Below are 12,676 nucleotides of genomic sequence, written 5' to 3'. Positions count from 1 at the left end.
TCCTAGAAATTCAGGTTGTTGCGCAATTCAAATGCAGTGATCTGCTGCTGGTACTCGTGCCACTCATCCCACTTTGAACGCAGGAAGTACTCAAAGACGTGTTCACCGAGGACCTCCGCCATAAACTCGGAGCGCTCGAATTCACGGAGAGCTTGGTCCAGGCTGCTCGGCAGATCCTTGTACCCCATCGCACGGCGCTCGCGGCGGGTCAGCTGGTGGACGTCATCCTCGGCCGGATCCCCTAGCTCATAGCCTTCTCTGATTCCGCGCAAACCAGCGGCAAGGAGCACCGCGTAACCCAGGTAAGGGTTCATCGCTGAATCCAGCGAGCGGATTTCAACTCGGCGCGACATTTCCTTGGAAAGGCGGTAGGTGGGAACTCGCACCAGCGCAGAACGATTAGAGATTCCCCATGTCACTGACCCGGGAGCCTCGCTGCCAAACATCAAGCGCTTATAGGAGTTGGTCCACTGGTTGGTGATCGCCGTCATCTCCACTGCGTGTTCAAGAATGCCGGCGATGAACTGCCGCCCGGTGCTGGACAGAGAAATCTCATCATCGGGGTCATGGAAGGCGTTGGAATCTCCCTCAAAAAGGCTCAAGTGAGTATGCATGCCCGAGCCTGAGCGGTCCTCGAAAGGCTTGGGCATGAACGTCGCATGCACACCTTGCTGGGAGGCAACCTCTTTGATGAGGTAGCGGAAGGTCATGATGTGGTCCGCCATCGACAACACGTCAGCATGGCGGAGGTCGATCTCCTGCTGGCCAGGTGAGGTCTCATGGTGGCTGAACTCCGTGGCGATGCCCATTGATTCCAATGCGTACATTGACCGGCGCCGGAAGCTCGGGGCGTTATCATGCGTGGCTTGGTCGAAATAGCCGCCGTTATCGGTGGCAACAAGCCTGTTGATATCGCGCGCGTCCTCAAGGAGATAAAACTCAATCTCAGGAGAAGCCTTGCACGTGAATCCCTCATTAGCCGCCTCAGTTACCTGACGGCGCAGGATGTGGCGCGGGTCCACCAACGAAGGTTGCCCATCGGGCTGAGTAATGTCACAGAACATGCGCGCCGAGAGAAGCTCGGGTTCTTCCTTGTCAAAGGGCATGATCTGAAAGGTTGAAGGGTCCGGCATTGCGATGGTGTCGGCCTCCGAAATGCGGGAGAACCCTTCCACTGAAGAGCCGTCGAAGCCAACACCTTCCTCGAAGGCGGATTCCAACTCTGAGGGGCTCATTACCACCGATTTCAGCGCCCCCAAGATGTCAGTGAACCAGAGACGAATGAAGCGGATATCGCGTTCTTCAACTGTACGAAGGACGAATTCGTGTTGGCTGTTCATGCTTTAAACCCTACCGCCGCGCGCCGAAGCCACGAAGAGAGTTTCTTCTTTTGCCCCCGCACCGACTTTTATTAACCCAGTTGGCAAGAGTATCTCGGGGGCAAATTTTTTCGACTCCCCTGACCCCTGTCGGCTTCACATGCTTGAATGGCCACACAACCGAACAGATGTACCCATAAAGAAGGATGAGGGACAATCATGAACACACACCACGCAACCCTGAGCCAGCGAGGAATCGAGCTCATTAGCCAAGCAGCCCGGCAAGGATGGTCGCCTAAAGACCTGCTCCATGTCCTGGGTAGTTTTTGCCACCCACTCATTTATCGCGCCGCCCCTCATGTTCCCGGACAGATTAGTTCCACTGCGCTGCGCAAGGAATGGTTGAGCATCACCCCGCCTGCCTCGATGACCATGTCTACCGATGACCTCATGCAACTTATTGAAGCAATCACTTTCCTGCCATCCCTTCGGGACGTTGATGTGCTAGCAGCCCAAAGAAAGAACTCTGGGACATCCCGCGGTAGCAAGGAGGATAGAATCCGCGACAAAATCTCTCATCTTCTGCGAAAAGCAGAATCCACTCCCTACGAAGAAGAAGCCAGCGCGCTCATCGCCAAAGCGCAGAGCCTGCAACAGCGGCACCGCCTCGAGGGGACACTCACCAATTCAGCGGACACAGTGGTATCCACACGCATCCATATCAGCGCTCCCTATATCAACCACAAAACCACTCTGCTCAGCGTCATTGCGGATCGGAACGGATGTACCGCCCTCCGGCTGCATCCCAAAGGGATTGTCACCGTCATAGGCGCTGAAGAGGACGTTCACCACGTCACTGATCTTTTCGCCTCACTTCTACGGCAATGTGAATGGCATATGCACCACGGCGAGCACGCCAAGAGTGCGCGTCAACTTGGCAATGTGGCGTCCTTTCGCCGAAGCTTCATCCTGTCTTATGCCACCCGCATCGGCGAGCTGCTTGAGGAAGCCAACACGACACTAGGCTCCCACGATGCAGAAGAGGAAGGTTCGGCATCAAACGGCCCCAGCACTCGGCAAGACGAAATCACCCTGGCTCAGCAATCGCTATCGGCAGTCGAAGAACGCCGCCGCAACGCCGAAGCAGTGACTGATCGAATCTTCCCCAATGCGCGCACCGTGTCCCTGGCGGTGAGAAGCCACGCAGGAGTATCCGCTGGCGCATCGGCTGCAGAAAAATCCCACTTGGGAGGCGATTCCTCGGGGCTTAACGGACGCCGCCAACTCACCCGCTAAGGACGATTAATGGCAGGCACATTTGCGCTACTAGCCAGGTAACCTAGAAGGCGGTACCGAGGTTTGATGCCTCCTGTTTATCAATTCGCTCCCCGACGAAGGTGTGTACATGTCTCCAAAGACGTTCCTTGAAATCGAAGCCAAGTTCGCCGTGGATGAGACCACCCCAATGCCGGATCTCACCCACCTCGATGAGGTTTCCCGTGTTGCAGAAACCCGCCACCACTCCTTGTCCGCGATTTACTACGACACCGAGGATCTCCGCCTTACCCACGCGAAGATCACGCTGCGACGTCGCACCGGCGGAAATGATGATGGCTGGCACATCAAGATTCCCGGTGCGGAAGGTCGCACTGAGATCCGCGCGGAACTTGGAGAGCCCATCGACGGCAAATACGAGGTTCCGGACGAGTTGCTCCACCAGGTCCGATCGGTAGTGCGCAACCAGCCTCTTGAGCCGATCGCTCAGGTGGATAACAACCGCACCGAGTTGCTCCTCGTTGACGCAGACGAGCAGCCAGTTGCTGAGTTCTGCGATGACCATGTCACCGCGTTCTCCTTCCTGCCGGGTGGTTCCCAGAGCACATGGCGCGAGTGGGAGGTAGAGCTCGCCGGGGACCTGCCAGGAAGCAAAGCGGGCAGCAAACTGCTGCGGCACGCCACTTCCCTATTGATCGGTTCTGGAGCTCGGGTTTCCTCCTCGCCGTCCAAGCTGAAGTCTGCATTGGGAGACTCCATCAACAATGTCGAGCTGCCTCCGGCCCTCGCCGCGTCCACTGTGGAGCCGGGCTCCCCCGCGGCGGCAGTCGTGGAGGCGCTGAAGGCTAATCGGGACAAGCTCATCGAGTTCGATCCGCGCGTTCGCCGGGATGAGTGGGATTCGGTGCACCAAATGCGTGTGGCTACCCGTGAATTGCGCAGCCACTTGCAGACCTTCCACGGCATTGTGGTGGGCCCCGAAATCGAGCGCATTGAATCAGATCTAAAAGAACTTGCGGCCATGCTGGGCGTCGCCCGTGATGCCGAGGTTGTGGAAGAGCGCTGGCAGAATCTCCTCGCATCCGAGGACTCTGATGTTCTCGATGAAGCTACCCGCGAGCACATTGCGCATGACATGGGCCGCGCCTACCGCCGTGCGCATCGCCGGGTCATCGCCGCGCTCGATTCTGACCAGTACCTGGCTCTACTCGATGCACTGGATGCTTTCCTTGCCAACCCGCCGGTTGCCGGGGAAGACACCTCCGCTGACTCAGACAGCTCATCCGCGGATAGCGGAGCGGAAGACTCTGAAAGCGCCGAGTCGGCATCCACTGATTCCGCTCAGGAACAAGAAGCAGCACAAGACCACGAGCCGAAGCACCCCAAGTCTGATGAGGAAGCCGAGCCGCACGATCTCGACGCGGTGATGGCCCTGCACCTCAAGCAGGCTTATGACAAGCTGGTCAAACGCCACAAGAAAGCCGTCTCCAACTGGGATAACACCGAGCTGACGCTGCATGAGCGTGAGGAGTACTTCCACGATATGCGCAAGGCAGCGAAAAAGTTGCGCTATGCCGCGGAAGCTGCTGGATCCGCCACTAATCTGAAGACGAAGAACCTCTACAAGGCTTGCAAGCAGATGCAATCTGTCTTGGGAGACTTCCAGGATTCGGTAACATCCCGCGATAAGCTGCTCGAATTGGCAGAAAGCGCACGCCGTCGTGGTGAGGACACCTTTGGTTACGGCCTTCTCTACCAGCGTGAGCGCATCATCGGATTGAAAGCACTCAACGCCTACTCGGATAGCTTCAAGGCCATCAAGTCTGCCTTCAAGCCACTGCGGAAGAAACTGCGCTAGCCGGCTAGCTTCCCTCCGCTAGCTTTCCTGTGCTGCAGGGCAACGATCAGAAGCGACCCACACCTTTAGACATATGCGGTGGTGTGGGCCGTATTTTCTAAGCGAGGTTCTAAATAGGCCTTGTTAATACTCGCTTTTAGTGCTTAGCGGCGCGGCGCTTAGTAGTCGTCCTCAGCGGCGTCCTCCGCATCAGCCGCAGCAGTGCGTGCTTGTGCGATTTCAATGGCACGCTCAGCCTCCTCGCGGGAATCATAAGGTCCCATGCGGTTCTCCCAACCAGATACCTTGCCCTGGGATACCTGACCGGTGGACGGGTCGTAGAACCACTTGTTGTCGGCCTCAGCCATAATTTTCTCCGTTCTCTCAAACTCTCACTTAGTGCACCCCACACTACAGACCGCTTCAGTACCACGCCCGTTAGAATAGATAGGTCACTTAGTCCTGCTGCTACTTTCCATGCAGGATATCGCCACCAGCAAAGGAGAACCTTCCCGATGCCCCTGTGGACTGCCCCTTCGACCTCGGCCGTCGACCGCGTTCGCGCCGCACACCGCGAGAACGTGGGCACTGATGCAGCTCATGTTGCTAGCGCCCCTGCCACCTGGGCACTCATCGGCGAGCACATCGACCACTACGGCGGCATCGCCATCATGGGGCTTGCCGATATCCGCGCGGCAGCAGCTGTCAGCCCCCGCAGCGACGGACTCGTCAAGGTTCACCTCGAGCACACCAATGGCGAGACCGTTGAAGACGAGATCTCCCTCGAACAGGTTTCTGCCCTCGCCGCACAACAGCAGCCCGGCGTGGATTCTGAAGGCCAGCCCATCGAGCCCCCAGCACCCGAAGGTGCTATCGCGGCGCGCCTCGGCGGCATCATCTACACCATGATCAACCGCCAGCTCCTTACCCGCGAGACCGCTGGTGCCGATATCACCGTGGTCAACGACATCCCCGATTCAACTGGACTCGGCGCCGCCGCAGCCATCGACATCGCCACCGCTTTAGCGTTGCTCGGCACCGCGGATGATCTGCATGACGCCCCGCTGCGCGCCCGTATCGCAGAGGTCTGTTCCCAAGCTGTTGGCACCTTCGCGCGGTTCCCTGCGCTGCGCGCTCGCCACTCCGCTGCCCTGCGCGGCGCAGGTGAGTCCATCACCATCATCGATTACGCCGACGGCTCCGTGACCCAAGCGCCCCACATGATCAACAAGGACATTGCAGCCTTCGCCTTGGCCGTGCCCGGAGACGCTGATTCCGCTGAGGCCGTGACGGAGATTCGCGCCCGCGAGCGATTCATCGACGCCGCCTGCCGCGCCTTCGGCACGCCGTCGCTGCGCTTGTTGCCGGATGCGCCCCAGCGCGTCCTCGAGTGGCTGGCCGCTGTCCACAAGGTGCACGGCACCGAGAACCAGCCGACCATCGCCGAGGCCACGGCATGGCTGACTTTCTACTCGGAGGAAACTGAGCGCGCCGAAGGCACTGCCCGCGCTTTGCGCTCTCGCCGCGGCACTGAGCTCTTCCCGCTGCTCACACAGTCGCAGTCAGCATTAGCCACCGTCTATGGTTTCAACTCCGCAGAAAAACTCGCGCAGCTGGCCACCACCCGCGGTGCCGTCGCCGCACGGTCGGCCCACGCTGGCACATCCTCCGCCGTCATCGCCTACGTGCCGAGTGCTAAGGCCGCAAACTTCGCGGCCGACTTGGCCGAGGACGGCCTGCTGGTCATTCCGCTTACCGCCGGAAGCCCGGCAATCACCGAGGGCTAATCGGCCGGCCAGGCAAAGAGCACATCGCGCTCCGCCACGTCGGCCTTCACCAAGGACACCATCGTCTCCTTGCCGGTCTCTGGGTGGCCTACGGCCTGCCCAATCACCGGAGGGTCCAGCACGAAGAGCCGTGCTTTCTCGCGCTTTAGCCCACCATCAACCACGACGGCTTCGAAGTTGGTGCCAACCCACGGCGCCAGGACAGTCGCCTCCGTGAGGTTCAAGCACGCCTTATCTACTTGGGAGGCCAACTGCGATGTTGAGCGCATCGTGGACATGACATCCCCGGCGCGCTCGCGCACCCACTGCGGGATCTCATAGCCACCGCTGAGCGCCAAGCAGACCTCAGTGGCGAAGCGGTCGACAAGCCTCCGCAGCGGGGCGGTCACGTGCGCATAGTAGCCGCCGATTCCCGCGTGCACGTCAGCCTCACCATCCTCCAACCACACGTAATCAGCGCCCCGCAGCAGGCGCTGGGCCTCACGCATCACCGCCATCCCGCGCGGTGAATCCGCATCCACGGAGTGGAGGAATTCCGAGATGCTGCGCTCCCCCAGCTCGAAGCCCAGCGCCTCCGCTTCCGAGCGAAAAGTTGCCTCGGCCTCCGGGGTGGCCGCCGATAGAGTGCGCAGGAAACCAACTCCGTGCTCTTCCATCAACCGCCCCGCACACATTCCGGTGAGCAAGGAAATCTCCGAGTTATAGTCCATCACCTCATGGCGCGGATCCATCACCAGCTCGTAATGGCCCCTTTCCCCATCGCTGCTCTCTGATACGCGCTGCGAGGGAAGGCGCAGGTTGATAGCCTCGCGGCGCAGCGAGGAGGCCTGACGCAATTTTCCCACCTGCGGAAGCAAGGCGATTGAGGAATGCAGCGCACCATTCTCCAAGGCTGCGTGGACCTGGTCATAGTCCAGCCGCGCGCGGCTGCGCACGAGCGCGCGCTCCACCGAGAAGTCCTCCACCTCACCCGAAGTGTCGAGGTCGAAGGTCCAGAGGACGGCGGGGCGGTCGACGTCGGCAAGCAGCGAAGCCCTATCTTCGGAGAGCTCCGGCGGGTGCAGCCGCGCCGGTTCATCGGGCAGGTAGATGGTTTGGCCGCGCTTCAGGGACTCGGTCTCCAGCGCGGAGCCCGGTTCAATGAAAGCGGCAACATCGGCGATGGCATAGAGCACGCGATAGCCGCCATCACGCGCCTCGATGAAGACGGCCTGGTCCAGGTCCTTGGAGCCGGCTGGGTCGATGGTCACTAACGGGATCTCCCGGGCGTCGCGGCGCTGCTCGGCATAGCGGTCCTGAGCGGACGCGGCTTGGGCGGTGACCTCCTCTGGGAAGGTGGTCGGAACAGAAAACTCCTCAGCGATGGGCCGAAAGTCCAAGGGCGCGGCATACAGTTTCATGCCGCCCCATTGTTCCAAAAAATAAAAGTGTAGGGCGCGAATGAGCCAACCTATAAGCCGGATTCTGTGCCGCGCACTCGGCGCGGTGGCAAACATCCATCCAGGCCAACCGTTACCAGTTGGCTCAAGCAGCTACCTTCAGGCTTCGGCGAGCAACCTACTAACGCCTGATCGGGCCCGCTACGTGGCGGGCCGTGATGCCTTGCTCCCAGTGGGGTTTACCCAGCCACCGCCATCGCTGACGGTGCTGGTGCGCTCTTACCGCACCCTTTCACCCTTACCGCTTACCCCACGCTGCGCCGGAGCGAAGCGAAGGGCGCGGCGGTCTACTTTCTGTTGCACTTTCCCGCGGGTCACCCCGGGTTGCTGTTAGCAACCACCGTGCTCTGTGGAGTCCGGACTTTCCTCGGCCCGCGCCTAGCCCCATAAAAGGGGCCGGTTCGACGGAACGCGTTTGCCCGGTCGGCTCATTCGCGCCTGTTAGTTTATCGCAGCGCGCCCAGATGCCCCACATCGTTGAAACGGTGCAGGGTGCTGCCGCCGTCGAAGAATTCAACCTCACTCACAGAAGCCAGCTCTAGGAAAAGGTGGTTGGGCGTTTGCGGTCCGGAATCAAGCGCCTGGCGAACGAAGGACTTGATGGGGTTGACGTGGGAGACCACGAGAACGGTCTGCCCCGCGTAGCGCTGCTGCAGCTTACGGCGCGCAGCACTGACACGGCGGTGCACGGCGCGCAGGGACTCCCCGCCCGGGCAGGCCACGGACGTATCCTTCAGCCAGCGCGCGTGGAGCTCGGGGTCGGCGGCGTCGGCTTCGGCAAAGGTCTTGCCTTCCCAGCGCCCGAAGTCCACCTCGATGAGTTCCTCGACAGTTTCCACGCGCAAATCCCGGCCCTCCACTACGGCCGCGGCCGTCTGCTGGCAGCGGCGCAACGGCGAGCACACCACGGCATCGATGTGGGTATCGGCCAAGGCTTGGGCGGCGGCGAGCGCTTGCTTCTTGCCCAGCTCGGTCAGCTCGGGGTTTGCGCGCCCGGAGTATTGCTTGGCGGCGGACATCGCCGTTTGACCGTGGCGCAGGAGGATGAAGCGGGTGGCTGGGCCGGCCTCGGCGCGCCAGTCGGCCGCGGTTGAGGACGCCGTGCTTGGCGACACCCCCTCTGCCCCATCTCCGCCTCCAGTCGCTGCGGCTGTGCTGGGCGCGGCGGGGTCGGACGCGACCGCGTCGTCGGAGGTACCTCCGACGATGCCCACGGGCTCGCCCTTCGCGGCGGCATCCATGGCGACGTTGGAAAGCTCATCGGCCACCGAGTTCTTGGCACGGGGTACCCACTCGAGGTTGAAGCGAGGAATCTGGTTGAGCAGGCGGCGGGCCTCGATAGCGAGTTTCTGCATGTCCGGGTGCTTAATCTTCCAGCGCCCGTTCATCTGCTCCACCACGAGCTTGGAGTCCATATAGAACTCCACCTCGTCGGCCCCCAGCTCCACCGCGGCCTCAAGGCCACGCAGCAGCCCGTGGTATTCGGCCACGTTATTGGTGGACTTCTGGCCCACGACGTAGGCGATTTCCTTGAGCAGCTGCGAGCGGTCCTCGTTGTAGACCGCCGTGCCAGAACCGGCTATCCCGGGGTTGCCGCGGGAGCCGCCATCAGCAAAGATGACTAGCTTCATGAGGCTGGGCGCACCAGGTAGGAGCCGCAATCGGAGCACTGCGGAAGCTCGTCGGCCGCCGCGTTGCGCACCGCGTTCTGCTCAGCAGGTGGCAGCACGATGAAGCAACCGCCGCAGCCGCGACCGGTAAAGGCAGCCGCACCCACGCCGTTTTCTTCGCGCACGGTTTCGTACTCCGCTAGGGCATCCGCGGGCAGCTGCTCGCGGAGCTCGCCGATGCGCACCTGTGGATCCGGTCGGTTCGCCGCAGCCTCCTGGGCGGCCTCGGCCGCGCGCTTGAGTACTTCGAGCTTGCGCTCAGAATCGGAGACCTTCGCACCGTGGACATCCAGGTTGGCGCGCAGTGCGTGGATTTCGTTGTGGGCTTCCTGCAGCTCGCTCATGAGATCCGCGATACGGGACTTGGCCGCGTAGAGATCGTGCTCCAAGTCCTTGCGGGTCTCCGGGTCGGTCGCGGCGCCCAGCTGTGCCTTGTCATCGCGCTCGCGCTGGCGCAGCTTGCGCTCATCAGCCTGGATGCGCAGGATCTCCATCTCCATGTCATCGACGGCGAGCTGGGCGGAGCCGGAGGCGTCGACAAGCCGGGCGTGTGCGGCCTGAGCCTTCTCGTATTCCTCTTGCTCCGGGATGGTGGGAGTTCCACCGTGCGCCTGGGAGCGCTCGAGGGTGGCCAGCTCCAGCAGGATGTTCTGCAGGTCCTGTGGCAGTTTCATTTAGTTCTCCTTATGCGCAGAAATCGTCCATGGGTCGGTGCGGACATCGATGATCTCGGTGTTCACGCGCAATGCGTCCTCCACAATATCGCGCGCCTGGGCAGTCCAGGGAAACTCGCTGGCCCAGTGAGCGGTATCCACCACGGCTGGGCCCTCCGGCTCCGCCAGGTGCGCGGCGCGCAGGTGCTCATCCACCGGGTGGTGGCGCAAATCGGAGGTGACGTAGACGTCCACTCCGAGCGCGGCCGCCTGGTCCAGGAAAGAGTCCCCCGAGCCGCTGGAGACGGCCACGCGCTTGACCATGCGCTCCGGGTCGCCAGCGGCGCGCACTCCCCATTCGGTTTCCGGGAGGGCATCGGCCACGCGCTGAGTGAATTCGCGCAGCGTTATCGGCTCTTCCAGCTCGCCTACGCGCCCTAGCCCCAAGGCCTCGTCGAGATTCTCATAGGGCTCCACTGGGACGATGGGGCGGCCAGGCTTGATACCGACGAGCTCAGCCAGCTTGTCGTTGACACCCGGGCGTGCTTTATCCGCGTTGGTGTGCGCGGCCAACAGGGCCACGCCGTTGCGGATGAGAGTGTGAATGACCTTGCCCTTCGGGGTATCCGCCGCCACCGAGGTCACCCCACGCAGAAGCAGCGGGTGATGCACCACGAGCATCTGCGCGCCGAGTTCCACGGCTATGTCTGCCACCTCCTGGGTGCAGTCCAAAGCGAAAGCCACGGTGCTCACCTCATCCGCGGGGTCACCGCATACCAGGCCAACGGCATCCCAGGGCTCGGCCAGCTGCGGCGGGTAGGCTTCGTGGATAACGCGGCGGATTTCGCCAACGGTGGTGTGTTCTGCCATCTCCTATGCTCCTTATACGGCTTGAGGTTTCACGTCAGTCGCGTCGCTGCTATATCCTAGCTTTCGTTCGCCAGCGCACCCCTCTAGCTTAAGGAGCCTTTGCATGACGCCCCCGGAGAACAACAACCAGCTCCACATCGTCTTCGTGTGCACGGGCAACATTTGCCGCTCACCAATGGCGGAAATCATTACCCGCGATGCAATGGAGACCGACATGCTCGATCTTCTCGCGCGCGTGGACTCCTGCGGCCTCGGCGGCTGGCACGTGGGCCAGGGCGCGGATGAGCGCGCCGTTGCTGAGCTGCGCCGCGGCGGCCACGATGGCGCCGGCCACCAGGCTGCCCAGCTGGGCGAAGAGCACATGGACGCGGATCTCTTCGTGGCCATGGACACCGGCCACCGCGACGCCCTCTTGGACCGCGGCATCCCACAGGAGAAGGTGCGCCTCATGCGCAGCTTCGATCCGAATTCCCCGGAGGGCGCCAGCGTAGAGGATCCTTTCTACGGCACGGAGGAGGATTTCGCCCGCACCCGCGAGGAGATTGATGCCGCCGTTCCCGGCCTACTCGAGTGGATTAAGACGAACCACGGCTAGATAATTCTTTGCGGCTACTAGACTGATCATCATGCTCAAGACATTCCTCAAGCCTGGGTGGGTGCTCTTTCTCATCTTCATCGTCGCCTTTTCCTATTTGTCTTTCACGGTGCTGGCACCGTGGCAGCTAAATAAGGACGATCAGATTGTGGAGCGCAACCACCTCATTGAGGAGGCCTATGAGGCCGACCCCCAACCAGTCACCGAGGTCTTTTCGGCGGATGGTTCCTTGCACAAGGAGTGGGAACGCGCGGAGCTAACTGGCCACTACCTCCCGGAGGATGAGGTTCTCCTGCGCTTGCGCCCAGTGGAGTCCGCTCCGGGCTTCCAGTCACTGGTCCCCTTTGAAACCGAATCCGGCGAGACCTTCTTGGTCAACCGCGGCTGGGTGCCTACGGATGAGGGCAATTCCGTGCCCCACATCGATCCGGCCCCCACGGACAAGGTGACCATCGTGGGCATGGCGCGCTATAACGAGCGCGAGCACTCCTCCGCCCCCATTGAGGAGCAGGGATACACACAGGTCTACTCCATCAATACGGAGCAGATAGCAGAGCTTGTCGACGTCCCCCTCGCCCACGACTACCTCCAACTCTCCCCCGAGCAACCAGGTGAGCTGAATGCACTACCGGTGCCGAAATTGGACCGCGGCAACCACCTCTCCTACGGCTACCAATGGATTGCCTTCGGCATCATGGCGCCGTTGGGCTTCGCATATTTCGTCTGGTCTGAAATTAGGGAACGCCGCCGCGCCCGCGGAGAGGAAGCTGCACTTGCGGCGGCTGCCGCTGCCGTCGATGGCCCCACCACCGACGAAACTGCCCCTTCGCAGTCCTCCGCACCACAGCAGAACGAGCCTGACACCACAGCGCCCTCCACCGAAGCTGCTCCGGCCTCCTCGCGGCGCACCCGCTCGCGGTACGGCGGCTCTAAGCCGGACTTCTACGAGAAAATCCGCGAGCGCGGCCACGAACGCTTCTAGCCTCGGCCCTTAAAACGCAGAGAAGGCAAGGACAAGGCCCCTTGTCATGAGCTGAACAGGTCAACAGGACAAACGTACCTGTTGACCTGTTCATATTCCGGACGCCTGTTATACACCGCACTAACAGTGCTAGTCCCGGTAATCCAATTGACTAAAGCAGGATCGACACTCCCCACCAGAGCAAAAGCATCTTTCGCCCAAGCGCAAAGGCTTCCTTCTCATTCACGCCCGGCGCTACTAAATATGAGT

General features: G+C 61.5%; 11 protein-coding genes and 1 other RNA gene. 5 read left to right on the top strand and 7 right to left on the bottom strand.

Annotated elements, in window-relative coordinates:
- Positions 1-2: 2 nt before the first annotated feature.
- The gene (locus tag ABZS45_RS01805; protein ID WP_395419857.1) at positions 3-1,340 is read right to left on the bottom strand and encodes a glutamine synthetase family protein; all 1,338 of its coding nucleotides are present in this window, start codon (positions 1,338-1,340) and stop codon (positions 3-5) included.
- Positions 1,341-1,538: 198 nt separating this feature from the next.
- Between ABZS45_RS01805 and ABZS45_RS01800 the strand changes: the two genes are divergently transcribed.
- Entirely contained in the window at positions 1,539-2,615 is a 1,077-nt protein-coding gene (locus tag ABZS45_RS01800; protein ID WP_412100418.1) for a DUF2786 domain-containing protein, read from the top strand.
- Positions 2,616-2,724: 109 nt separating this feature from the next.
- Positions 2,725-4,452, top strand: a complete 1,728-nt coding sequence (locus ABZS45_RS01795; protein WP_412100416.1) for a CHAD domain-containing protein — start codon at positions 2,725-2,727, stop codon at positions 4,450-4,452.
- A 158-nt stretch (positions 4,453-4,610) separates the two neighbouring features.
- Here ABZS45_RS01795 and ABZS45_RS01790 read toward each other — a convergent pair whose 3' ends face one another.
- Positions 4,611-4,799, bottom strand: a complete 189-nt coding sequence (locus ABZS45_RS01790) for a hypothetical protein (RefSeq protein WP_412100415.1) — start codon at positions 4,797-4,799, stop codon at positions 4,611-4,613.
- 147 nt (positions 4,800-4,946) lie between these two features.
- Between ABZS45_RS01790 and ABZS45_RS01785 the strand changes: the two genes are divergently transcribed.
- The gene (locus ABZS45_RS01785; RefSeq protein ID WP_412100413.1) at positions 4,947-6,218 is read left to right on the top strand and encodes a galactokinase family protein; all 1,272 of its coding nucleotides are present in this window, start codon (positions 4,947-4,949) and stop codon (positions 6,216-6,218) included.
- Here the strand turns inward: ABZS45_RS01785 and ABZS45_RS01780 are convergent.
- From ABZS45_RS01780 to ABZS45_RS01760, 5 genes are all read right to left on the bottom strand, one after another.
- A complete protein-coding gene (locus ABZS45_RS01780; RefSeq protein WP_412100412.1) occupies positions 6,215-7,618 on the bottom strand; it encodes an RNB domain-containing ribonuclease in 1,404 nt (467 codons plus the stop codon). The genes ABZS45_RS01785 and ABZS45_RS01780 overlap by 4 nt on opposite strands.
- Before the next feature lie 37 nt (positions 7,619-7,655).
- Positions 7,656-8,088, bottom strand: an RNA gene (gene rnpB, locus ABZS45_RS01775) — RNase P RNA component class A.
- 15 nt (positions 8,089-8,103) lie between these two features.
- Positions 8,104-9,288 carry a bifunctional RNase H/acid phosphatase gene (locus ABZS45_RS01770; RefSeq protein ID WP_412100410.1) on the bottom strand — a complete coding sequence of 395 codons (1,185 nt, stop codon included), beginning with the start codon at positions 9,286-9,288 and terminating at the stop codon, positions 8,104-8,106.
- Positions 9,285-10,001: a zinc ribbon domain-containing protein gene (locus ABZS45_RS01765; protein WP_412100408.1), complete on the bottom strand. Its 717-nt coding sequence runs from the start codon at positions 9,999-10,001 to the stop codon at positions 9,285-9,287. Before ABZS45_RS01765 ends, ABZS45_RS01770 begins: the two co-directional genes overlap by 4 nt.
- Positions 10,002-10,850 carry a Nif3-like dinuclear metal center hexameric protein gene (locus tag ABZS45_RS01760; RefSeq protein ID WP_412100406.1) on the bottom strand — a complete coding sequence of 283 codons (849 nt, stop codon included), beginning with the start codon at positions 10,848-10,850 and terminating at the stop codon, positions 10,002-10,004.
- 103 nt (positions 10,851-10,953) lie between these two features.
- On the opposite strand from ABZS45_RS01760, the gene ABZS45_RS01755 reads away from it, so the two are divergent.
- The gene (locus tag ABZS45_RS01755) at positions 10,954-11,445 is read left to right on the top strand and encodes a low molecular weight protein-tyrosine-phosphatase (RefSeq protein ID WP_070447480.1); all 492 of its coding nucleotides are present in this window, start codon (positions 10,954-10,956) and stop codon (positions 11,443-11,445) included.
- Between the two features lie 31 nt (positions 11,446-11,476).
- On the top strand, positions 11,477-12,427 hold the full coding sequence (locus ABZS45_RS01750; protein WP_412100404.1) for an SURF1 family protein: 951 nt from the start codon (positions 11,477-11,479) through the stop codon (positions 12,425-12,427).
- The last annotated feature ends 249 nt before the right edge of the window (positions 12,428-12,676 follow it).

The organism is Corynebacterium aurimucosum (assembly GCF_046895345.1).
Lineage (GTDB): Bacteria > Actinomycetota > Actinomycetes > Mycobacteriales > Mycobacteriaceae > Corynebacterium > Corynebacterium aurimucosum_G.
This window is presented reverse-complemented; position numbering and strand designations above follow the sequence as displayed.

Coding starts and splice junctions, on each gene's coding strand:
- ABZS45_RS01805 (WP_395419857.1), bottom strand. CDS start 1,340: ATGAACAGCCAACACGAATTCGTCCTTCGTACAGTTGAAGAACGCGAT.
- ABZS45_RS01800 (WP_412100418.1), top strand. CDS start 1,539: ATGAACACACACCACGCAACCCTGAGCCAGCGAGGAATCGAGCTCATT.
- ABZS45_RS01795 (WP_412100416.1), top strand. CDS start 2,725: ATGTCTCCAAAGACGTTCCTTGAAATCGAAGCCAAGTTCGCCGTGGAT.
- ABZS45_RS01790 (WP_412100415.1), bottom strand. CDS start 4,799: ATGGCTGAGGCCGACAACAAGTGGTTCTACGACCCGTCCACCGGTCAG.
- ABZS45_RS01785 (WP_412100413.1), top strand. CDS start 4,947: ATGCCCCTGTGGACTGCCCCTTCGACCTCGGCCGTCGACCGCGTTCGC.
- ABZS45_RS01780 (WP_412100412.1), bottom strand. CDS start 7,618: ATGAAACTGTATGCCGCGCCCTTGGACTTTCGGCCCATCGCTGAGGAG.
- ABZS45_RS01770 (WP_412100410.1), bottom strand. CDS start 9,288: ATGAAGCTAGTCATCTTTGCTGATGGCGGCTCCCGCGGCAACCCCGGG.
- ABZS45_RS01765 (WP_412100408.1), bottom strand. CDS start 10,001: ATGAAACTGCCACAGGACCTGCAGAACATCCTGCTGGAGCTGGCCACC.
- ABZS45_RS01760 (WP_412100406.1), bottom strand. CDS start 10,850: ATGGCAGAACACACCACCGTTGGCGAAATCCGCCGCGTTATCCACGAA.
- ABZS45_RS01755 (WP_070447480.1), top strand. CDS start 10,954: ATGACGCCCCCGGAGAACAACAACCAGCTCCACATCGTCTTCGTGTGC.
- ABZS45_RS01750 (WP_412100404.1), top strand. CDS start 11,477: ATGCTCAAGACATTCCTCAAGCCTGGGTGGGTGCTCTTTCTCATCTTC.